Origin of the sequence: Nocardioides sp. 31GB23, assembly GCF_040012395.1 — a bacterium.
Lineage (GTDB): Bacteria > Actinomycetota > Actinomycetes > Propionibacteriales > Nocardioidaceae > Nocardioides > Nocardioides salarius.
In genome coordinates this window covers 1-20978 of record NZ_JBDYKJ010000078.1, presented here as the reverse complement: position 1 = coordinate 20978, position 20978 = coordinate 1, and the positions used below count along the sequence as shown (strand labels likewise).

The window sequence follows — 20978 nt, the reverse complement described above, 5'->3', positions numbered from 1 at the left end:
CCCCGCCCGGGGGGCGCCGACGTGGGCGGCGCCACGGCATCGTCGTACGACAGGCGGTAGCAGGTGGCGGTGGGTGGCGGCTCGACCGGCTCCGCCTGCTCCGCCGGCTCGGCGCGCTCGGACGGCGCGGCGGCGGACGAGGACGGGGCGGTGCCGGAGGCGCTCGCGGCGTCGGGGCCCGGGGCGGGATCGTCGGCGGTGCAGGCCGCCAGCACGGGCGCCAACGCCACCGCCACGACCAGCGTGGCGGCACCGTGGCGTGGACCCCGTCTCACGACGAGGTGCGCGCCCAGCACACCGAACGGCGGTTGCCGACCTGCCACTCGGCCTGCTTGAACCAGGTGAAGCCGAAGTCGTACTCGAGCGGGTAACCGAGCCAGGCGGCCACGGAGTCGGAGCAGAAGTCGCGGCTGGTCACCTCGACGACCCGGTCGCCCGGGTAGTCGTCGCCGGGCTCGCCGACCTTGATCGTGGTGACCGCGCGCCAGGTGTGCTTCTCCGAGCAGGGCACCTTCGGCGAGCCGGCCACGGCCGGGCCGTTTGCGCAGACCATCCACTCGTCGGGCGGCAGCCCGATCAGCAGGCCCTCGGCGGTCTTGGGCAGCGGCCGGTAGTCGACGCCCTCGCCGCCGCCGCCGATGACGTCGCAGCGGTACCACCGCGCGCCCTCGTCCCAGGCGGCCTCGGAGGGGCGGAACCACGACCAGGTCACGATGGTGCGCATCACCGACGACTCGTCGGCGCCGAGGAAGGCCATCAGCCCCTTCGAGCACGTCTTGTAGGCCCAGGCCCCCAGCTCCTCGGAGTCGTACGCCGCGTCGTGCAGCTTGTCGGGCAGGGTGCCCACCGCGTAGGTCTGGGCGGTGTGCTCCTCGGTGCAGTCGACCGCGGCGGTGGCGTTGGCCGGCAGCGCGACGTCCTCGGGGCGCAGGTTGCGGCACTGGCCCAGCTCGGGGACCGCGGTGGAGTCGACGAGGGCGGGGTCGGGGTTGCGGCCCTGGGTGGCGCCCGCGCCGCGGGCGTCGCCGGAGCCGGCCGAGCCGGTGCAGCCCGAGAGCGCCAGGGCCAGCACGGTGGCGGCGCCGGCGAGCGCCGTGGTCCGGCTCGGGTGGCGCACGTGGTCTCCAGTGGCGGGTCGGTCGGGGCTGCGGGGGCCGACTCCAGGATCGGGCGTCGGGCGGGGCGATCCTAGCCGCCCCGTGGTCGGTGCGCTCAGTCCTGGCTGAGCAGCGCCGCGAGGGTGCCGCCGAGCTCGTAGGCCCGCTCCAGCCCGGTCTCGTCGACGTCGCCGAGGACCTCCAGCACCTCGGCGCTCTGCCGCCAGGACAGCGCCTGCACGATGCTGCTCACCGAGCGCACCGCACCCGTGGTGTCGTAGCGACCGTGGACCCACAGCCCGTAGGGGCGTCGGCTGCCGCTGGCCTCGCCCTGCCCGGCGGCTCCGTCCTGGCCCAGGTCGCCGCCGGACTGCAGGAAGATCGTGTCGAAGAAGTGCTTCAGCGCCCCGGACATGTAGCCGAAGTTGGCGGGCGTGCCGAGCAGGAACCCGTCGGCGGCACGCACGTCGTCGGCGCCGGCCTCGAGGGCCTCGCGCACCACCACCTCGACACCGGTGATCGACTCGTCACGGGTGCCGGCGACGACCGCCTCGCTGAGCGAGCGCAGCGTCGGGGTGGGGGAGTGGTGGACCACCAGGAGCCGGGCCATGGCGCCACCGTAGCCGGGCGGGCCGGACCGTGGCTCAGCCCAGCCAGCCGTGCCGGTGCGCCCAGGCCACGGCCTGGGTGCGCCGGGTGACCCCGGTCTTGCCGTAGACCTGCCTGATGTAGGTCTTGACCGAGTTGACGCTGACGAAGAGCCTCTCGGCGACCTCCTGGTTGCTCAGCCCCTCGCAGATCAGCGCCAGCACCTCCGACTCGCGGGTGCTCAGCCCCGGGAAGTCGACGCCGGGGCGCCGGGGGTGCAGGTCGGGGGTCGGCCGCTCGCCGCGCGCCACCGCCTCGAGCGCGGCGAGCAGCTCGGCCCCGCTGGCGGTCTTGCCGAGGTAGCCGTGCGCGCCCGCGTCGAGCGCCTGCCGCACCCCCACCGGGTGCGTGTGCCAGCTGAAGACCAGCACCCGGGCCGGGGCGTGGCCGGCGAGCCGGCCCAGGACGTCGCGGCCGCCGCGGGCGGCCGGGGGCACCGGGAACGGGTCGCAGAGCACCACGTCGAGGCCCGGGGTCCCGTCGTTCGCCTCGTCGTGGGTGCCGTCGTCGGCCAGCCGTGCGCGGTCGGCGTACGGGCGCAGCATCGCCTCGATGCCCCGGGTGACCAGCTCGGGCTCGTCGACGACCCGGACCCGGAGCGGACGGCGCGAGCGCGGGGCGGGCAGGGCGCTCGGCTCGTTCACGAGAAGGCAAGGTAGTCAACGCGACCGGTCGCGCAGGCGCGTCGAGGCTCACCTCTACGGGTGATTCTCGACCCGGGAACGGCGGGGCGCTCGGGCCGTGGACGGCTGCGACCCGGCCCGGGCGGGGTGCGCTAGTCTGTGGTGACCATGATGCGACAGCACCTCCTCCTTCGCTGCCGCAGCGAGGTCTGAGCCAGAGCCGGACCCCCTCGCTGCGGAGTGTTCGTCCTGCGCGCCGGCCGCCGTGCCAGACCCCCGGACCACCAGCGAGGACCACCATCGTGAGTGACATCGTCAGCCCCTTCTCCACCATCCGCTCGGCGCAGAAGCCCAGCGGGATGCCGGTCGAGCGGTACCGCCCGTTCCCGCCGATCGACCTGCCCGACCGCACCTGGCCCTCCCGCACGATCGAGCAGGCCCCCCGCTGGCTCTCGACCGACCTGCGCGACGGCAACCAGGCCCTCATCGACCCGATGACGCCGGCGCGCAAGATGCGCATGTTCGACCTGCTGGTGCAGATGGGCTACAAGGAGATCGAGGTCGGCTTCCCGTCGGCCAGCGAGACCGACTTCTCCTTCGTGCGCCAGCTCATCGAGGGCGACCGGATCCCCGACGACGTCACGATCTCGGTGCTCACCCAGGCCCGCGAGGACCTCATCGAGCGCAGCGTCCAGTCGCTGGTCGGGGTGCCGCGCGCCAACATCCACCTCTACAACGCGCTGGCGCCGATGTTCCGGCGCGTGGTCTTCGGGGCCAGCCGCGACGAGGTCAAGGACATCGCGGTGCGGGGCACCGAGATGGTGATGAAGCACGGCGAGCAGGTGCTCGACATGACCGTGATCGGCTACGAGTACAGCCCCGAGATCTTCACCTCCACCGAGCTGCCGTTCTCGCTGGAGGTCTGCGAGGCCGTCAGCGACGTGTGGCAGCCCGAGGACGGGCGCGAGATCATCCTCAACCTGCCCGCGACGATCGAGGTCTCCACCCCCAACGTGTACGCCGACCAGATCGAGTGGTTCTCGCGCCAGCTCACCCGGCGCGAGAACACGGTGATCTCGCTGCACCCGCACAACGACCGCGGCACCGCCGTGGCCGCCACCGAGCTGGCGATGATGGCCGGCGCCGACCGGGTCGAGGGCTGCCTCTTCGGCCACGGCGAGCGCACCGGCAACGTGTGCCTGGTGACGCTGGGCATGAACCTCTTCAGCCAGGGCGTCGACCCGATGATCGACTTCGCCGTCGAGGGCGGGATCGACGAGATCCGCCGCACGGTCGAGTACTGCACCCAGCTGCCGGTCCACCCGCGCCACCCCTACGCCGGCGACCTCGTCTACACCGCCTTCTCCGGCTCCCACCAGGACGCCATCAAGAAGGGGCTCGAGGACCTCGACCGCCAGGCCGCCGAGCAGGGCGTGCCGGTCGGCTCGCTGCCCTGGGAGGCGCCGTACCTGCCGATCGACCCCAAGGACGTCGGGCGCACCTACGAGGCGGTCATCCGGGTCAACAGCCAGTCCGGCAAGGGCGGCGTGGCCTACGTGCTCAAGGCCGAGCACAAGCTCGACCTGCCGCGTCGCGCGCAGATCGAGTTCAGCCGGGTGGTCCAGCAGCGCACCGACGCCGACGGCGGCGAGATGACGCCCGAGGCGATCTGGGACGTCTTCCGCTCCGAGTACCTCGACCGCGAGAGCCCGCTGAGCCTCGACTCCGTGCACACCAGCTCGGCGGCCGGCGAGAAGGACGCGCTCACCGTCAACGTCGAGGTCGAGGGCGAGATGCGCACCCTCGAGGGCACCGGCAACGGCCCGATCGCGGCGTTCGTGGGCGCGCTCAACGAGCTGCCGCAGGAGTGGGACGTGCGGGTGCTCGACTACCACGAGCACGCGCTGTCCTCCGGTGGCGACGCCCTCGCGGCGGCGTACGTCGAGTGCTCGGTGCGCGACCGGATCTTCTGGGGCGTGGGGGTCGACGCCAACATCGTCACCGCCTCGCTGAAGGCGGTCATCAGCGCGGTCAACCGCGCCTGAGGCTCAGGCCTGCAGCGGCAGCCGCACCGTGAAGGTGCTGCCCTCGAGGTGGGCGGAGCGCACGGCGATCGACCCGCCGTGCGCCTGCACCACCGAGGCCACGATCGACAGCCCCAGCCCGGTGCCCTGGATGGCCTGCTCCTGGGCGGTGGAGGAGCGGAAGAAGCGCTCGAAGAGGCCGTCCTGCTCCTCGAGCGGGATGCCGATGCCGGTGTCGCTGACGACCAGGACCGCCTCGCCCGGGGAGGTGTCCAGGTGCACCCGCACCACCCCGCCGTCCTCGGTGAACTTCAGTGCGTTGGCGACCAGGTTGAGCATCACCCGCTCGAGCTGCGCGCCGTCGCCGAGCGTCACGACGGGGTGCGGCGGGCGCTGCCACGTGACGTCCAGGTCGCGTCCGACCAGCAGCGCCGCGGTGGCCTCCTGCACCGCCTCGAGCAGGCCGGCGAGGTCGACCTCCTCGGCCTGCCAGCTCACCTCGCCCGAGTCGAGCCCCGAGAGCAGCAGCAGGTCGTTGCACAGCACGATGAGGCGCTGGCCGTTGCGCGCGATGCTGTCGAGCAGCGGCAGCTGGTCGTCGGCGGGCGCCACCAGCGTGCCGTCCTGCAGCAGCTCGGTGTAGCCGACGATGCTGGTCACCGGGGTGCGCAGCTCGTGCGAGACGGTCGAGACGAACTCGTTCTTGGCCTCGTCGATGGCCTGCAGCCGCTCGACGGCGGTGCGCTCCTTCTCGAGGGCGGCGACCACGAGGTCCTGGGTGCGGCGCTGCTCGGTGACGTCGCGGCCCACGCACAGGAACCCGACCTGGGCGCTGACCTCGCTGCCGGTCGCCGACAGCGACATCGACACCACGCGGCGCTCACCCTCGCCGTCGACCCACCACCAGTCGCGGCTGGGCTGCTCCTCCTCGCCGAGCGAGGCGGTCAGCGCGGCGAAGACCGCGTCGTGGTCGGCGCAGCCCAGGCGCTCCTGCAGCTGCTCGGGGTCGAGGAGCATCGTGAACGGGAGGCCCACCAGGTCGACCGACTCGCGGCGCAGCAGGTGCTCGGCGCCCGAGTTGACCACGCTGATGCGGCCCCGCGCGTCGAGCCCGACGATGGCGGTCGAGACGGCCGCCTGCATCAGGTGGGTGACCAGGCCGGCGCTGGCCCGCTCGGTGGTCACGTCGATGCCGGTCAGCACGGCGTACGCCGGCAGGCCCTCCTCGTCGCGGACCATGTTGTTGCTCCACAGGATGCGGCGCCGCTCGCCGCCCAGCGCCACCGCGTCGTGCTCGCGCACGACCGGGGCCCCGGAGCGGTTGGGCCACAGGAAGAGCGTCTCGAGGTCGTGGGCGCTGTCGGGGGCCAGCGTGGTCTCCCACAGGCGCCGGCCCACCAGGTCGGCCTCGGTGTAGCCCGTCATCTCGGTGGTGGCGGCGTTGACCCGCACGATCCGGGCCTCGAGGTCGGTGACGAGGATGATGCACGCGGTGGTGTCGAGGGTGGCGCTGGTGAGCTTCTCGGCGTCCATCAGGCGGCGGTGCGCGAGCTGCTCGGCGGTGACGTCGAGCAGCTGCACCGACCAGACCGGGCTGTCGGCGCCCGCCGAGATCCGGCTCACCGAGATGCTGAGCCGGGCGTCGCGGCGACCCACCACGCTGCCCTGGCCGCGCCAGCCGGCACCCGTGCCGCGCAGGCGCGCGGCCAGCCCCGAGCCACCCTCGACCACGACCACCTCGTCCACGTCGCACCCGACCAGGTCGTCGTGGGGGCGGCCCAGCAGGTCCACGGCGGTCTGGTTGGCCTCGTCGACGACCAGCCCGGCCGCGGTCTGGCGCAGCAGCAGCTGGCCGACCAGCGAGTCGGTGAAGTTGGCGCGGAAGAGCCGGCGCTCGGACCGGATGGCGTCGAAGAGCCGGTTGCGCTCGTCGAGCAGCAGGGCCAGCGGGAGCGTCAGCAGCACCGCGCAGGCCAGGTAGGCCTGGGCGATCCCCGCGGCCGCCACCGGTCCCAGGCCGTTGCCCGCGAAGGGGCCCTCGGCGCGCTGGGTCAGCACCGTGACCGTGCCGGCGAAGACGACGAGCTCGAGGGCGGTCAGGCGCGGGCCCAGCCGCAGCGCGGCCCAGGTCAGCGGCACCAGCGGCACGAAGGTCAGGGGCAGCGCGTCCTGGGGCAGGAAGACGGCAGCGGTGGCCAGGGCGGTCGCAGCCACCTGGGCCGGCAGCTCGAGACGGGCGGCGCCGCGGGGCTCGGTCTGCTCGGCGGAGCCGGTCCGGGTCCGCGGGCGGCGCGGCACCAGCGCGGCGGGCACGACCAGCAGCACGGCCGCGGCGTGCGAGGTGAACACGGTGCGGGCCACCTCGACGGGCACACCGAGGTCGAGGGGGCCGGCAGCGACCAGGAGCATCAGGGCGATGGTGGCGGCACCGAGCACGGTGGCGACCACCAGGCGCAGCAGGTCACGCAGGTCGCCGACCCGTGGGGCCCCGGCGGCGGTGCTGGCGCGCAGCAGCAGCCCGGCCACCAGCGCCTCGGCGGTGTTGGCGACGCCGAAGAACGCGGAGACCTGCCACGACCGCCCTCCGGTGAGGTTGGAGAGGCCCGTGGCCACCACGAGCGCGAGCGCCACGAGCAGCAGCTCGCGGCGCCCGGGGCGGGTCAGCGCCACCAGGACCACCGAGAGGCCGGCGGCCGGCCACCACACCGCGACCGGGTTGTCGTCGGGGCGCAGCACCACCGAGCCCAGCCCGACGGCGTACACCGCGACGAGGACCAGCGCGCTCCAGGGCGCGCTGAGGTGCGCTCGGCGCGTCGTCGGCATGACGTCATCATCACCCGTGCGGGCGGTGCGGTCCGGCGAACGCCCGGCGTGGCGGCGGACAACCGGCGCCGGCCGGCAGTCTTTGCCCTAGGTTGGGCCCATGCTGGTCTCCGAGCACATCGGTCAGTTCTTCCTCGACTCCGAGGGTTCTCGCGACCGTCTCGAGTTCACCGAGTACGGCGGCGGCGACTCGTGGGTGGTGCTGCTGCACGGCCAGCTGATGCCGCGGCGGATGCACGAGCCCCTGGCGCGGCGCCTGGCCGCCGACGGCTTCCACGTCGTGACCCTCGACCTGCTCGGGCACGGCCGCTCCGACCGGCCCGCCGACCCGCAGGCCTACTCGGTCAGCGCCTTCGCCGACCAGGTGGTCGCCCTGCTCGACCACCTGGGCGTCGCGCAGGCCGTGGTCGGCGGCACGTCGCTGGGTGCGAACGTCTCCCTCGAGGTCGCCGCCACCGCGCCCGAGCGGGTGCGCGGGCTGCTGCTCGAGATGCCGGTGCTCGACAACGCGCTGGAGGCCGCGATCGTGGCCTTCGGGCCGCTGCTGATGACGGCGCGCTTCGCGCCGTTCACGATCAACACGCTGCGCCGCCTGACCCGGCCGGTGCCGCGCGGGCTGGTGCCGTTCTGGGCCGGGATCGGCCTCGACACCCTCGACCAGCGCGCCGACGTCGTGGCCGCGGTGGTGCACGGGCTCTTCTTCGGACGGGTCGCCCCGTCGGCAGCCGAGCGGCGCGCCATCACCGTGCCGACCCTCGTGGTGGGCCACCCCCGCGACCCCGTCCACCCGGCCGCCGACGCCGCCCTGCTGGCCGAGGAGATGCCGGCCGCCGAGTTCGTGCGGGCGCGCTCGATCGTGGAGTGGCGCCGCTCGCCGCAGCGCCTCGACCAGGTCGCGGTCGACTTCTGCCAGGCCACCTGGCGCTCGAGCACGAGGCGCTCGCGCCGCGCCTGAGCGGCGGGTGGCCCCACCCGCGGGCACCCACCAGGCAGAATGGCCGAGTGCCTCTCTACCGCGACGAGGCGGTCGTGCTGCGCACCCACAAGCTGGGCGAGGCCGACCGCATCATCACCCTGCTGACCCGCCAGCACGGGCGGGTGCGCGCCGTCGCGCGCGGCGTACGACGTACGACGTCGCGGTTCGGCTCGCGCCTGGAGCCCTTCACCCACGTCGACCTGCAGCTCGCCGACGGGCGCAACCTCGACACCATCACGCAGGCCGAGACGCTGACACCCTTCGCGAGCGGGCTGGGCGCCGACTACGAGCGCTACACCGCGGGCACGGTGATGCTGGAGACCGCCGAGCGACTGGTCACCGAGGAGAAGGATCCGGCCACCCAGCACTTCCTGCTGCTGGTCGGCGGGCTGCGCGCGATGATGGCCGGCGACAAGGGCCCCGGCCAGGTGCTCGACTCCTACCTGCTGCGGTCGCTGTCGGTGGCCGGCTACGCGCCGTCCTTCGACCACTGCGCACGCTGCGGGGTCGAGGGGCCGCACCGGTGGTTCAACCCCTCGATGGGCGGGATGCTCTGCAGCACCTGCCGGCTGCCGGGCTCCGCCGGGCCGGCCGCGGCGACCGTCGAGCTGCTCGGCGCCCTGCTGGCCGGCGACTGGCCGGTCGTGGCCCAGGCCGACCAACGCACCCGCAAGGAGGCCAGCGGACTGGTGGCGGCCTACCTGGCCTGGCACGTCGAGCGCGGGCTGAGGTCGCTGGCCTACGTCGAGCGCTGAGCGGGTCCGTCCCGCGAGTTCCCGAGCTGCGCGTTTGGTCCGCGCCGCGCCCACGGTCTGCCAGGGTGTGCCCGTGGAAGGAGGCACGTCGATGAGTGTCCGACCCCGGGCGCTGCTCGCCCCGTTGGTCGCGGTCGCGTCGGGGCTGGTGCTGGGCGCGGGCGCACGACGGATCGGCGCCGAGCGCGACGAGGCCGAGCGGCGGGGTCGCGAGCTCGCCGCCGCGCTCGACACGATCGAGCACCAGCGGCGCACGGCCGAGGCGATCCTCGACACCGTCGACGTGGGGCTGCTGCTGCTCGACGAGCAGGGTCGCTACGTGGGCCGCAACAAGCGGCACGAGGACTTCATGGCGCTGGCCTTCCCCGACGGCCACGACGGCACCGCCGGACAGCTGGGACAGGTGCGCCACGCCGACGCGGTCACCGTGATGGCCCGCGACGAGATGCCGACCCACCGGGCTCGGCTCGGCGAGGAGTTCGACGACATCCGGATCTGGGTCGGGCAGGGGGCCGAGCGGCGTGCGCTGTCGGTCTCGGCGCGCTCGATCCGTGACGAGAGCGGCCGCCAGACGGGTTCGGCGCTGGCCTACAAGGACGTCACCGACTTCATGGAGGCGATGGAGGTCAAGGACGCCTTCGTGGCCTCCGTCTCCCACGAGCTGCGCACGCCGCTGACCTCGATCGCGGGCTACCTCGACGTGCTGCTCGAGCGTGCGGACCTGCCTGCGCAGGCGGTGCGCCACCTCGAGATCGCCGAGCGCAACGCCCATCGCCTGGAGCGGCTGGTGGCCGACCTCCTCTCCACCGCCGTGGCCGACGCGAGCCCGACCGCGGTGCAGCGGGCGACGGTGGACCTCGCGGCGCTGGTGCGCGAGCAGGTCGAGGCCGCCCGCCCCGTCGCGGCCGCGCGGCAGGTCGAGCTGGTGGGCTGCGCCGCCGGGGAGGTGGCGGCGTACGTCGACTCCCAGCGGGTGCGGCAGGTGGTCGACAACCTGCTCTCCAACGCGCTCAAGCACACCCCCGCCGGTGGGCAGGTGCGGGTCGAGCTTGTGCCCGGCGACGACGAGCTCGAGGTCTGCGTCAGCGACACCGGCCCCGGGATCGCCCCCGCCGAGCGTGACCAGGTCTTCGGGCGGTTCTTCCGCACCCGGGCGGCCCGCGACCAGGTGCTCCCCGGGGTCGGGCTGGGCCTGGCGATCACCCGCGACATCGTGGCCGCCCACGACGGGCGCATCGAGCTCGACGACGCCCCGGGCGGCGGTCTGCGGGCGCGGGTGCTGCTGCCGCGCGGCGGTGGCGCCGTAGGCTCCGGGGCGTGAGACGCGCCGTACGAACGCCCACCCCGCACCCCTCGGGCGCCACCGCGCCCGTGCTGCCGCGCGAGCTCGTGCCCGAGCACGTGGCCATCGTCATGGACGGCAACGGCCGGTGGGCCAAGCAGCGGGGGCTGCCCCGCACGCGCGGGCACGAGATGGGGGAGAGCTCGCTCTTCGACGTGGTCGAGGGCGCCATCGAGATCGGGGTCAAGGCCGTGTCGGCCTACGCGTTCTCGACCGAGAACTGGTCGCGCTCGCCCGACGAGGTGCGCTTCCTGATGGGCTTCAACCGCGACGTCATCCGGCGCCGACGCGACGAGATGCACGAGCTGGGCGTGCGGGTGCGCTGGGCCGGGCGCACTCCGCGGCTGTGGCGCTCGGTGGTCAAGGAGCTGCAGGCGGCCGAGGAGATGACCCGCGACAACGACGTGCTGACGCTGACGATGTGCGTCAACTACGGCGGTCGCGCCGAGCTGGCCGACGCGGCCCGGGCGATCGGCCGCGAGGTCGCGGCGGGCCGGCTGGACCCCGAGAAGATCACCGAGAAGACGCTGGCGCGCCACCTCTACCTGCCCGACCTCGCCGACGCCGACATGGTCTGGCGCACCTCCGGCGAGCAGCGGCTGTCCAACTTCATGCTCTGGCAGGCCGCCTACGCCGAGATGGTCTTCACCGACGTGCTCTGGCCCGACGTCGACCGGCGCGCGCTGTGGTCGGCCATCGAGACCTACGCGTCCCGCGACCGCCGCTACGGCGGCGCGCTGCCCAACGCCTAGCCGGCCGGGGACTCATGCGCTTGCCAGGGGTTGCAACACCCATCAAGCGCAGGACTTCCCTGACAAGTCCGCGGCCTGGGCTCACGCGTACGCATTGACGGTCCGGGCGTGCCGGTACCCCCGTCGCGCTGGTGCTGCGGCGGGGGTGCGGCGAGTCGGCTGGTTCAGACGGGCCGGGTCGGCGGTCTGGTGAGTGGTGGCCGGCCGAGGTCGGTGGTGCCTCGCGGCTCGACGAGGTACTGGTAGCGGTGCGGGCTGGTCCACACGAAGCCGGTGGGGGTGGGGCGGTAGGTCCACGCGGTGTGGGTCTTGGCGCGGTGGTGGCGCCTGCAGAGGGTGGCCAGGTTCGCGGTGGTGGTCTGGCCGGGTGGGCCGTCGGGGTCGTAGGTGGTGATGTGGTCGAGGTCGGCGTGGGTCTCGTCGGGTCGGCGGCGTCGGGCGCGGCGGGTGCAGTGCGGGAAGACGCAGCGGGGGTGGCGTTGGCGGGTCTGCTCGGCGAGCCGGTCGCTGGGGGCGTAGCCGGGGGTGGTGATCTCCTCGGCCAGGTCGAGGGGCCGGCGGGGGTGGGGTCGTAGGTCGGGTGCGCTGGCGAAGCGGCGGATGTCCTCGGCGGTGACCTGACCGGTGGGCTTGGTGTTGAGGTGCTCGATGTTGCCCGGCTGGGTGGCGCGGAAGGGGTGCTCGTAGGCCTCGGGGTCGAGGCCGCCACCGGTGATGGTGCGGTAGGAGATGTGGGTGCCGGGCACGCGGAGCCACTGGGCGAGCTGGTCGGTGGTGATGAAGCTGCGGGTCTCCTCGACGCGGGCCAGGTGCAGCCCGGCGGAGGGTGCGAACGGGTCGGCACCCATCCGGCAGGTGGTGGGGTCGGTGCCGGCCAGGGCGGTGTCGGTGAGGTGGATGTTGAGCACGACCTGCCGGGCGGTGCTTCGAGACGGTTGCTGCGCAACCTCCTCAGCAACCGTGTGGCAACCACCGGTGTCGAGGGAGTCGCTGGTGAGGTCGAGGGTGGTCTGGGTGCGGGCGAGGATGCCGAGGGCTTGGGAGCGGCGTACGTCGAGTGGTTGGTCGGAGCCGGCGAGGGCGAGGTTGCGGGCCTCGCGGGCCACGGCGTTCTCGAGGTCGAGGGCGTCGGCGAGGTCGAGGCAGCCGGTGATGTCGGCGGTGCCCTCGATGCAGGCGCCGCCGCGGGTGGCGGTGTCGAGGTGGATGTCGAGCCTGCGGTCCTCGGCGGCCTTGGCGCGGTTGTCCTCGGCGGTCTCGGGGTCGAAGCGGCACAGGGCTTCCTCGATGAGGCGGGCCAGGGCGGCGTAGGAGCAGGTGGCCGCGACACCGGCGAGGTGCCGGTCGACCCACTCGGCGGCCTCGGCGGGCAGGGCGAGGGTGGCCTCGGCGATGCGGCGGGCCCGCCACACCGGCACCCGACCGGCGGTGACCGCGCCGTGGAGGCGGGGGAGGCGGTAGCGGGCCTCGACCACGTGGGCGACGTAGCCCACCGCGGCGTCGGCGGAGAGGCCGATGGCGGTGCCGTACTCGACGATTGCGAACTCGGAGACCGACGGGGCACCCGGTCCGGCGATGCTGACCTGCAGGTCGGTGCCGGGCAGCACCGCGGCGCGGGCCGGGTCGGAGGTGGTGTGCATCGCCGCCCAGGTGCAGGTCGCCTCGTACATCGCGACCTCGGCGGCGTCGCGGGCGGCGCGCTGGGAGCGGGCGTAGGCGAGCACCGCGTCGGCGGTGTCGCAGCGCTCCAGCTCCTGGGTGGCCATGAACCCATTTTACTAGAACACGTGTTCGAGTCAAGGGTTTCGGGACACCTGTGGACCGTCCCTGCGGGACGTCTCGGCCCCGAGGGCGAGGCTGGTGCTCGTCGGGTGTCAGGGTGCCGTCGACCGGCGTTTGGGCCTACGAGCGGCGTACGTCGTGGCGGTGTGCGGCGAGCGCGTCGAGCGCGGCCGCCACGACCTCGTCGAGGGGCGGGGTGACGTCGACGACGCGGCCGGCCTCGTCGTCGCCGAGCGGCTCGAGGGTCTCGATCTGCGAGGTGAGCAGGGAGGTCGGCATGAAGTGGCGGGTGCGCTGGGCCATCCGCTCCGCCAGCACCTCGGTCGGCGCGTGCAGGTGCAGGAACCACAGGTCGGGCACGTGCCCGCGCAGCCGGTCGCGGTAGGCGCGCTTGAGCGCCGAGCAGGTGACGACGCCGTGGTGGCCGTCGCGCTCGTTGGCGGCCATCGCCTCGCCCACCCGGGTCAGCCAGGGCCACCGGTCGGCGTCGGTGAGCGGGTCGCCGGCCTCCATCTTGGCCACGTTGGCGCGCGGGTGCAGGTCGTCACCCTCGGTGAAGCCCCACCCCAGCGACTCGGCCACGCGCTCGGCGACGCTCGACTTGCCGGTGGCGGAGACACCCATCACCACGACCTGCACGCCGTCGACCCTAGGCGACGCCCGGGTGCTCAGGCCCGGCAGGCGGGGCAGGTGCCGAAGATCTCGAGGGTGTGGCTGACCTCGTCGTAGCCGTGCTCGGCCGCGATCGACCGGGTCCAGCTCTCCACCGCCGGGCCCTCGACCTCGACCGTGCGTCCGCAGGAGCGGCACACCAGGTGGTGGTGGTGGGTCGCCGAGCAGGCGCGGTAGATGGCCTCGCCACCCTCGGTGAGCAGCCGGTCGATCTCGCCCGCGTCGGCCAGGCGCTGCAGGGTGCGGTAGACCGTGGCCAGCCCGACGGTCTCGCCCCGCCTGCCCAGCAGGTCGTGGATCTCCTGGGCCGAGCGGAAGTCGTCGAAGCTGGCCATCGCCTCGGCGACCGCCACCCGCTGACGGGTCGGACGCAGGCCCGGCGACGGCGGTGTGGGGCGCTCAGTGCTCGTCATAGTGCTTCCCGTGGGGTGCGTGCCGGTGGCCGTCGTGGACGTAGTCGACGTGGTCGCCGTGGGGGACCGCGAGGTGGCCGCAGTCGGGGCCGTGCTCGTGGTCGTGGTGGGCGGTGACCTCGTGCTCGTCGGGCGCCACGTCGGGGAACGGCGCCCGACGTCGCTGACGGCGGCGCAGCAGCACGCCCAGCGGCCAGGTCGCGACGAAGCAGGCCAGCGCGAGCAGCACGATCGCGGGCCCGGGCGGCACCGTGAGGCCGTAGGACTGCGAGAGGTACGCCGACGCGAGCAGGCCGCCGACGCCGGCACCCGCGCCGACCACCACGGCCCCGGCGACCGTGGCCCGGAACGAGCGCGCCAGCTGCTGCGACGTGGCGACCGGCACGATCATCAGCGCCGAGACGAGCAGCAGCCCCACGGTGCGCATCGCCACCGTGACCGTGACCGCGGCCAGGACGGCGACCAGCAGGTTGTAGGCGCGCACGTTGAGCCCGGCCACCTTGGCGAAGTCCTGGTCCTGGGCGACGGTGAACAGCTGGGGCATCAGGCCCAGGCCGAGACCGAGGATCACCACGGCCAGGGCGAGGGTGAACCAGATGTCGGTCAGGGAGATCGAGGTGATCGACCCGAAGAGGTACTGCTGCAGCGTGGCGCCGGTCTGCCCGGCGAGCCCGGTGATCATGACGCCGCCGGCCAGGCCGCCGTAGAAGAGCAGGGCCAGCGCCAGGTCGCCGCTGGTGTGGCCGCGGTCGCGGATCACCTCGATGGCCACCGCGCCCAGGATGGCGACCACGACGGCCGTCCAGGTCGGGGCGATCCCGGTGAGCAGGCCCAGTGCGACGCCGGTGACGGCGACGTGGCCCAGCCCGTCGCCGAGCAGCGCCAGCCGGCGCTGCACCAGGTAGGTGCCGATGACCGGGGCGGCCAGGCCGGTGACCAGCGCCGCGAGCAGCGCGCGCTGCATGAACTCGTAGCCGAGGAGATCGATCACAGCCGGTGGTCCTCCCGGTCCCAGGGGGCCACCACGTCGGGGTGGTGGTCGTGGCGACCCGCGTCGAGGTCGTGGTGGTGGTGCCCGTGGGCGTCGCTGAGGTCGAGCGGCGGGCCGTCGTAGACGAGGCGGCCGTCGCGCAGCACCACGGTGCGGTCGACGAGCGGTGCGAGCGGCCCCAGCTCGTGGGTCACCAGCACGATCGTGCTGCCCGAGCGCGAGAGGGTGGCCAGCGCCTCGGCCAGGGCCTCCTGGTTGGGCAGGTCGACCCCGGCGGTCGGCTCGTCGAGGAAGAACAGGTCGGGGCCTCCGGCCAGCGCGCGCGCGATGAGCACCCGCTGCTGCTGGCCGCCGGACAGCGTGGCCACGCTGTCCTTCGCGCGGTCGGCGAGCCCGACGACCTCGAGCGCCTCGGTGACGGCCGCCCGGTCGGCGCGGCTGGGCAGCGACAGCACGCGTCGACGGGTCAGCCGCCCGGAGGCGACCACCTCACGCACCGAGACCGGTACGCCGCTGGCCGCGCTCGCCCGCTGCGGGACGTAGCCGAGGCGGTGCCAGTCGCGGAAGGAGCCCATCGGGATGCCGAACAGCTCCAACGAGCCGCGCTCCAGCGGTCGGAGCCCGGTCAGCGCGCGCACCAGTGTCGACTTGCCGGAGCCGTTGGGGCCCAGCAGGGTCACGAACTCCCCGGCCCGGACGGTGAGGTCGACCTGGCGCACGACGGGGCGACCGCCGAGCACCACCGCGCCGTCGCGCAGCTCGACCACCGGGTCCGCATCGGGGTTCAGCAACGGTTCGCCTCCTGGAGGGCGGCGAGGTTGGAGCGCATGAGGGAAAGGTAGTCCTCGTCGGCCGTGTCGTCGGTCAGGCCCTCGATGGTGTCCAGGACCGCGGTGTCGACGCCGGCGTCGGCGGCCAGGACCTCGGCGGCCTGGGGGCTGACCAGGCTCTCCGAGAAGACCGTGGTGATGCCGGTGTCCTCGATGAGGTCCTGCAGCTCGGCGAGCGCGGCGGGCGTCGGCTCGGCATCGGGGGAGAAGCCGTTGATCGAGGCCAGCTCGAGGTCGTAGCCCTCGAGGTAGCCGAAGGCGTCGTGGTTGGTCACCACGGTGCGGATCTCGCAGCCCGCCAGGCCCTCGGTGTACTCGCCGTCCAGCGTCTCGAGGTCGCTGCGCAGCTCGGCGGCGCGCTCCTCGAACGAGTCCGCCTCGTCGGGGTCGATCTCGGCGAGCCGCTCGGCCACCGCGTCGCCGAGGTCGGCCATCCGCAGCGGGTCGAGCCAGAAGTGCGGGTCGAGCTCGCCGTGGTCGTGGCCGCTGTGGTCGTCCTCGTCCTCGCCCTCGTGCTCCTCGTCGGAGTGCTCGTCCTCGAAGGGGATCAGGTCGACGACGGTCGCGGCGTCGAGCACCTCGGTCCCGCTGACCTCCTCGGCCGCCTCGTCCACGGCCGGCTGCAGGGAGTCGACGTAGACCAGCAGGGCGGCGTCGGAGAGGGCGGCGGTCTGGCCGATGCCGAGCTCGAGGTCGTGCGGCTCGCCGCCGGGCTGGGTGAGGTTCTCGACCTCGAAGGCGTCACCGGCCACGCGCTGCGCGACGTACTGCAGCGGGTAGAGGCCGGCCACCACCGTCTCGGAGCCCTCCGACCCGGACGTGCTGTCCGAGGTCAGGGCGCCGCACCCGCTCAGGGCGAGAGCGAGTGCGGCGGTGGCGGGCAGCAGGGCGCGACGGGAGGTCATGAGAACGATTCTCAGTCAGTTGAGAATCGTTGTCAATTCGGGATCGCGCGGTGCGGACGGCGCTGGTCATCGGCTCCAGTCGACGGCGTCGTGCTGGGCCAGCAGCCGGGCGCCCCGCACGGGATCGTGCTGGGCGACCCACGTGATCCTGCCCCGCAGGTGCTGGGCGAAGGCCGGGTGCCGCTCGCGGTTCTGGGTGCTGGGGCCGTGGGTGAGGCAGTTGTGCAGGATCGCCCGCAGCCGGTCGACCTCGACGCGGGAGACCCGGGGCCGCTCGTTGACCACGAGACCCCCGAGGACCTGGCGCCCTCCGCGCGGCATCACGCCGGTCTTGCGCTGGTTGAGGCGGAAGCCCTCCTCGCGCACGACCCCCTCGATCGCGTCGAGCAGCCGCGAGGTGCCCGTGCCCCAGGACCGGCCTCCGGAGAAGGCGAGGTCGTCGGCGTAGCGCGTGTAGCGCCCGCCCCACGACCCGGCCAGGGCGCCCAGTCGCACGTCGAGCCGGAAGGCGGCGAGGTTGGCCAGGGCCGGCGAGGTGGGGGCGCCCTGGGGGAGGTGGGGTGCGGCGAGCCGGCGCCCGAGCCGCCAGTGCGCATCGAGGAGGGCGTCGTCGGCGGGCCTGGGCACGCTGCGCCACAGCGACAGGGGCAGGACGCTGGTCACCAGCCCCGACAGGCGGTGCGCCACCGGTTCCGGGTAGCCGGCGCTGCGCCAGATCCCGTACACGCGGGCGACGGTGACGCTGGCGAAGAACGACTCCAGGTCCAGGCGCAGCACCACCGGCCGCCCGGCGTGCGGCAGCGCGTAGGTCCGCACCGAGCCACCCGGCCGGAAGCCCCGGGCCGCCTCGTGCGGCGGGACCGAGGACAGCACCTCGTCGAGCAGGCGGCGCTGGATGCCCTTCAGCTCGAGCTTGGGGGCCTCCAGCACCCGGATCGCCCCGCTCGACGCGACGCGGTGGCTGACGCGGTAGTGCTGCAGGCGCCCCTGGCTCGTCGTGCGGGCCAGGCGCCGCGGATCGGCGTACCACTCCAGCTCGCTGCTGGTGAGACCGAGCCACCCCGCGAGGTCGTCGAGGTCGTGCAGGGTCGGCAGGCCCCACCGGTTGGTGAGCATCCGGGTGCCCACGACCGGTCGGGTCGCAGGTCGCGCCGCGGTCGTCCGCGCGGTGGTCGGCCGCGTCGCGGCGTCGGCGTCGACGAAGGCGGCGACGATGCGCGCCAGCTCCCGCGAGCGGTCCAGGGGCGGTCGCGGGTACAGCTCGAGCGTGTGCCGGGCCAGCCGGTCCAGCCACCGGCGTCGACTGCCCAGGACCTCCGCGCCGCTGGCCACCAGGCCGCGCTGCGTCCAGCTCCCGGCGAGGAGTCCCGCGGCCAGCGCGTGCGCGAGGTCGTCCCTCACCGTGCCCCCTCCGGGCACCCGAGCGGTCCGGGAGCCTCGAGCCTGGTGTGCGGCAGCGCTGCCCGACCTGTCCCGTCGTGCGCGCGAGGACCTGCAGCGGAGCGCAGCGTCTCGCGCGCGGTGCGGTGCCCGGACGTACCGGTGGCCCCCGGGGTAGCCCCGGGGAGGTGGACCGACGTCGCGCGCCAGCTCACCGTCTCGAGAAGGCGCTGCCGCACACGGTGACCATATCCTTTACCTGGAGCTCCCGGGCTAGGGTCGGCTCGTGCTCGTCGTCAACAGGTTCCGCGTCCCCGAGGACGAGGCGGTGCAGTTCCGCGCCGACCTCGAGAGCGCGCACGCGGTGCTCGCCGCCCGACCCGGCTACGTCGACGGCACCGTGGGGTGCAACCTCGACGAGCCCACGCTGTGGGTGCTGACCACGCGCTGGGAGCACGTGGGCGCCTACCGCCGCGCGCTGTCGTCGTACGACGTCAAGATGGGCGCGGTGCGCCTGCTCGCGAGGGCGATCGACGAGGCCAGCGCCTACGAGCTCGTCGAGCCCGGGACCGACCTCAACGTGGCGGCCGCCCGGTCGTTAGGCTGAGCTCTTCCCGCACATCCTCCCGCCCGCCGGCAGCCAGCCGGTGCGCCTGCACGCGAAAGTGAGCCCCTCCGTGGCCAAGCCGCCTCCCTCCGTCGTCGACAGCGTCGTCTCCCTCGCCAAGCGCCGGGGCTTCGTCTACCCCTGCGGCGAGATCTACGGCGGCACCCGCTCGGCGTGGGACTACGGCCCGCTCGGCGTGGAGCTCAAGGACAACATCAAGCGCCAGTGGTGGAAGTCCATGGTGCAGATGCGCGACGACGTCGTGGGCCTCGACTCCAGCGTCATCCTGCCGACCCGCACCTGGGAGGCCAGCGGCCACGTCGACACCTTCAGCGACCCGCTGACCGAGTGCCAGTCGTGCCACAAGCGCTTCCGCGCCGACCACCTGCAGGAGGCGGTCGCCGAGAAGAAGGGGATCGACGACCCCGACACCGTCGTCTTCGACGACCTGGCCTGCCCCAACTGCGGCACCCGCGGCGCCTGGACCGAGCCGCGCCAGTTCTCCGGGCTGCTCAAGACCTACCTCGGCGTCCACGACGACGAGTCGGGCCTGCACTACCTGCGCCCCGAGACCGCGCAGGGCATCTTCCTCAACTTCGCCAACGTGGTGACCAGCCAGCGGATGAAGCCGCCCTTCGGCATCGCCCAGATCGGCAAGTCGTTCCGCAACGAGATCACGCCCGGCAACTTCATCTTCCGCACCCGCGAGTTCGAGCAGATGGAGATGGAGTTCTTCGTCAAGCCCGGCGAGGACGAGGAGTGGCACCAGCACTGGATCGACGAGCGCACCAAGTGGTACGTCGAGCTGGGCATCGACCCCGACAACCTGCGCCACTACGAGCACGCGCAGGAGAAGCTGTCGCACTACTCCAAGCGCACCGTCGACATCGAGTACCGCTTCCGCTTCGCGGGCTCGGAGTGGGGCGAGCTCGAGGGCATCGCCAACCGCACCGACTTCGACCTCTCGACGCACGCCAAGCACTCCGGCAAGGACCTGTCGTACTACGACCAGGCCGCCGGCGAGCGCTACACGCCGTACGTCATCGAGCCCGCGGCCGGCCTGTCGCGCTCGCTGATGACCTTCCTCGTCGACGCCTACTCCGAGGACGAGGCGCCCAACACCAAGGGCGGCGTCGACAAGCGCACCGTGCTGCGCCTCGACCCGCGCCTGGCGCCGGTCAAGGTGGCGGTGCTCCCGCTGAGCCGCAACGCCGACCTCTCGCCCAAGGCTCGCGACCTGGCCACCGAGCTGCGCCGCAACTGGTACGTCGACTTCGACGACGCCGGCGCGATCGGCAAGCGCTACCGCCGCCAGGACGAGATCGGCACCCCGTTCTGCGTCACCGTCGACTTCGACACCCTCGACGACCACGCCGTGACCGTGCGCGAGCGCGACACGATGGCCCAGGAGCGCATCGGCCTGGACCGGATCTCGGCGTACTTCGCCGAGAAGTTCCTCGGTGCGTGAGGCGCCGCATGCACAATGGTCGGATGCTGAGCAGCCACCCCCTCCGGGGGAGCGCCACCCGCGTGGTCGCGCCCCTGGCCGCCCTGGTCCTCACGGTCGGCGCCCTGGGCGCCTGCTCGGGCGACGACGCCGACGAGGCGTCGTCGTCGTCGAGCCCGACCCCGGGTGAGGACACCACGATCGACCCCACCGCCGGTGCCGAGGAGACGCCCTACCTGCCGGTGCCCGACGGGGTCGAGCTGACCGAGCAGGGCAGCGCCCTCGAGGTCGGCGACTCCGCGACGGTGGCCTACCAGCCCAACCAGAAGGACGTGGGTGTCCTCGACATCACCGTCACCGACCTGCGCAAGACCTCCTTCAAGGAGTCCTTCCAGGGCTGGAAGCTCGACAAGAACGTCAAGAAGTCGCGGCCCTACTTCGTGCGCGCGAAGGTCGAGAACGTCGGCGAGGACGACCTCGGGGGCAAGCGGGTGCCGCTCTACCTCGTGGACGGGGAGAACACGCTCGTGGAGTCCTCCACGTTCGTGAGCACCTTCAAGCCCTGCCCGTCGAAGGCGCTGCCCAAGAAGTTCGGCCCGGGCAAGAAGGTCACCACCTGCCTGGTCTACCTGGCGCCCGCCAAGGGCGACCTCGAGGCGATCAGCTTCCGCCCGGCCCAGGAGTTCAACCCGATCACCTGGACCGGCGAGGTCCTCAAGATCGGCGAGAAGACGGCCGAGCAGAAGCAGGCCGCCAAGGAGAAGAAGCAGCAGGGCAAGAAGAAGAACAACAACGGCAGCGGCAACGGCAATGGGTAGCCGGCCTCCCCACCTGATTTGGGGCTCTTGTGACCCTTCCGTGGGTCGCTGAGCGTGGCCTGATGTGGCGCACGCCGTTCTCTGTCTAGGTTT

The 20978-nt window shown here is 73.3% G+C and carries 19 protein-coding genes and 1 pseudogene; 8 read left to right on the top strand and 12 right to left on the bottom strand.

Annotation, left to right across the window (positions count from 1 at the left end):
* The 4 genes and pseudogenes from ABKW28_RS19570 to ABKW28_RS19555 form a co-directional block, all read right to left on the bottom strand.
* A pseudogene (locus ABKW28_RS19570) lies at window positions 1-230 on the bottom strand (hypothetical protein); the annotation flags it as partial.
* A 41-nt stretch (window positions 231-271) separates the two neighbouring features.
* Window positions 272-1117, bottom strand: coding sequence for a septum formation family protein (locus tag ABKW28_RS19565; protein WP_307823106.1), 846 nt, complete (start codon window positions 1115-1117; stop codon window positions 272-274).
* Window positions 1118-1212: 95 nt separating this feature from the next.
* Window positions 1213-1707: an NAD(P)H-dependent oxidoreductase gene (locus ABKW28_RS19560; protein WP_348612623.1), complete on the bottom strand. Its 495-nt coding sequence runs from the start codon at window positions 1705-1707 to the stop codon at window positions 1213-1215.
* Between the two features lie 34 nt (window positions 1708-1741).
* Window positions 1742-2389, bottom strand: a complete 648-nt coding sequence (locus ABKW28_RS19555; RefSeq protein WP_348612621.1) for a response regulator transcription factor — start codon at window positions 2387-2389, stop codon at window positions 1742-1744.
* A 338-nt stretch (window positions 2390-2727) separates the two neighbouring features.
* Here ABKW28_RS19555 and leuA point away from each other — a divergent pair, with 338 nt between their 5' ends.
* Window positions 2728-4413: a 2-isopropylmalate synthase gene (gene leuA, locus ABKW28_RS19550; RefSeq protein WP_193667671.1), complete on the top strand. Its 1686-nt coding sequence runs from the start codon at window positions 2728-2730 to the stop codon at window positions 4411-4413.
* 3 nt (window positions 4414-4416) lie between these two features.
* On the opposite strand, the gene ABKW28_RS19545 is transcribed toward leuA, so the two are convergent.
* The gene (locus ABKW28_RS19545; RefSeq protein WP_348612619.1) at window positions 4417-7215 is read right to left on the bottom strand and encodes an ATP-binding protein; all 2799 of its coding nucleotides are present in this window, start codon (window positions 7213-7215) and stop codon (window positions 4417-4419) included.
* 100 nt (window positions 7216-7315) lie between these two features.
* On the opposite strand from ABKW28_RS19545, the gene ABKW28_RS19540 reads away from it, so the two are divergent.
* From ABKW28_RS19540 to ABKW28_RS19525, 4 genes are all read left to right on the top strand, one after another.
* Window positions 7316-8170, top strand: coding sequence for an alpha/beta hydrolase (locus ABKW28_RS19540; RefSeq protein WP_193667372.1), 855 nt, complete (start codon window positions 7316-7318; stop codon window positions 8168-8170).
* Window positions 8171-8217: 47 nt separating this feature from the next.
* Window positions 8218-8946, top strand: coding sequence for a DNA repair protein RecO (gene recO, locus ABKW28_RS19535; protein WP_348612617.1), 729 nt, complete (start codon window positions 8218-8220; stop codon window positions 8944-8946).
* A 91-nt stretch (window positions 8947-9037) separates the two neighbouring features.
* Window positions 9038-10267, top strand: a complete 1230-nt coding sequence (locus ABKW28_RS19530) for a HAMP domain-containing sensor histidine kinase (protein WP_348612615.1) — start codon at window positions 9038-9040, stop codon at window positions 10265-10267.
* Window positions 10264-11040 carry an isoprenyl transferase gene (locus ABKW28_RS19525; protein ID WP_193667369.1) on the top strand — a complete coding sequence of 259 codons (777 nt, stop codon included), beginning with the start codon at window positions 10264-10266 and terminating at the stop codon, window positions 11038-11040. Before ABKW28_RS19530 ends, ABKW28_RS19525 begins: the two co-directional genes overlap by 4 nt.
* A gap of 164 nt (window positions 11041-11204) precedes the next feature.
* Here the strand turns inward: ABKW28_RS19525 and ABKW28_RS19520 are convergent, their stop codons facing one another.
* The 7 genes from ABKW28_RS19520 to ABKW28_RS19490 form a co-directional block, all read right to left on the bottom strand.
* Window positions 11205-12806 (bottom strand): HNH endonuclease signature motif containing protein, encoded by a 1602-nt coding sequence (locus tag ABKW28_RS19520; RefSeq protein WP_348612613.1) that lies wholly within the window; start codon window positions 12804-12806, stop codon window positions 11205-11207.
* 136 nt (window positions 12807-12942) lie between these two features.
* The gene (locus ABKW28_RS19515; protein WP_348612611.1) at window positions 12943-13461 is read right to left on the bottom strand and encodes a gluconokinase; all 519 of its coding nucleotides are present in this window, start codon (window positions 13459-13461) and stop codon (window positions 12943-12945) included.
* A gap of 29 nt (window positions 13462-13490) precedes the next feature.
* The gene (locus tag ABKW28_RS19510) at window positions 13491-13907 is read right to left on the bottom strand and encodes a Fur family transcriptional regulator (protein ID WP_193667367.1); all 417 of its coding nucleotides are present in this window, start codon (window positions 13905-13907) and stop codon (window positions 13491-13493) included.
* The gene (locus ABKW28_RS19505) at window positions 13894-14898 is read right to left on the bottom strand and encodes a metal ABC transporter permease (RefSeq protein WP_307823108.1); all 1005 of its coding nucleotides are present in this window, start codon (window positions 14896-14898) and stop codon (window positions 13894-13896) included. Before ABKW28_RS19505 ends, ABKW28_RS19510 begins: the two co-directional genes overlap by 14 nt.
* Window positions 14895-15689, bottom strand: a complete 795-nt coding sequence (locus ABKW28_RS19500; RefSeq protein WP_193667366.1) for a metal ABC transporter ATP-binding protein — start codon at window positions 15687-15689, stop codon at window positions 14895-14897. The genes ABKW28_RS19505 and ABKW28_RS19500 overlap by 4 nt, the downstream gene beginning before the upstream one ends.
* On the bottom strand, window positions 15683-16633 hold the full coding sequence (locus tag ABKW28_RS19495; RefSeq protein WP_348612609.1) for a metal ABC transporter substrate-binding protein: 951 nt from the start codon (window positions 16631-16633) through the stop codon (window positions 15683-15685). Before ABKW28_RS19495 ends, ABKW28_RS19500 begins: the two co-directional genes overlap by 7 nt.
* A gap of 66 nt (window positions 16634-16699) precedes the next feature.
* Window positions 16700-18034, bottom strand: coding sequence for a reverse transcriptase family protein (locus ABKW28_RS19490; protein ID WP_348612607.1), 1335 nt, complete (start codon window positions 18032-18034; stop codon window positions 16700-16702).
* A gap of 265 nt (window positions 18035-18299) precedes the next feature.
* Here ABKW28_RS19490 and ABKW28_RS19485 point away from each other — a divergent pair, with 265 nt between their 5' ends.
* From ABKW28_RS19485 to ABKW28_RS19475, 3 genes are all read left to right on the top strand, one after another.
* Window positions 18300-18620: an antibiotic biosynthesis monooxygenase family protein gene (locus ABKW28_RS19485; protein ID WP_348612605.1), complete on the top strand. Its 321-nt coding sequence runs from the start codon at window positions 18300-18302 to the stop codon at window positions 18618-18620.
* 70 nt (window positions 18621-18690) lie between these two features.
* Complete coding sequence (locus ABKW28_RS19480) at window positions 18691-20088, top strand: glycine--tRNA ligase (protein WP_193667668.1); 1398 nt, start codon at window positions 18691-18693, stop codon at window positions 20086-20088.
* A 23-nt stretch (window positions 20089-20111) separates the two neighbouring features.
* On the top strand, window positions 20112-20885 hold the full coding sequence (locus tag ABKW28_RS19475) for a hypothetical protein (protein ID WP_348612603.1): 774 nt from the start codon (window positions 20112-20114) through the stop codon (window positions 20883-20885).
* Window positions 20886-20978: the final 93 nt, after the last annotated feature.

Bases quoted from the DNA above. Each gene is read 5' to 3' on its own strand.
- ABKW28_RS19560 (WP_348612623.1), bottom strand. From the start codon at position 1,707: ATGGCCCGGCTCCTGGTGGTCCACCACTCCCCCACCCCGACGCTGCGC.
- leuA (WP_193667671.1), top strand. From the start codon at position 2,728: ATGCCGGTCGAGCGGTACCGCCCGTTCCCGCCGATCGACCTGCCCGAC.
- ABKW28_RS19545 (WP_348612619.1), bottom strand. From the start codon at position 7,215: ATGCCGACGACGCGCCGAGCGCACCTCAGCGCGCCCTGGAGCGCGCTG.
- ABKW28_RS19540 (WP_193667372.1), top strand. From the start codon at position 7,316: ATGCTGGTCTCCGAGCACATCGGTCAGTTCTTCCTCGACTCCGAGGGT.
- ABKW28_RS19530 (WP_348612615.1), top strand. From the start codon at position 9,038: ATGAGTGTCCGACCCCGGGCGCTGCTCGCCCCGTTGGTCGCGGTCGCG.
- ABKW28_RS19520 (WP_348612613.1), bottom strand. From the start codon at position 12,806: ATGGCCACCCAGGAGCTGGAGCGCTGCGACACCGCCGACGCGGTGCTC.
- ABKW28_RS19510 (WP_193667367.1), bottom strand. From the start codon at position 13,907: ATGACGAGCACTGAGCGCCCCACACCGCCGTCGCCGGGCCTGCGTCCG.
- ABKW28_RS19495 (WP_348612609.1), bottom strand. From the start codon at position 16,633: ATGACCTCCCGTCGCGCCCTGCTGCCCGCCACCGCCGCACTCGCTCTC.
- ABKW28_RS19475 (WP_348612603.1), top strand. From the start codon at position 20,112: ATGCTGAGCAGCCACCCCCTCCGGGGGAGCGCCACCCGCGTGGTCGCG.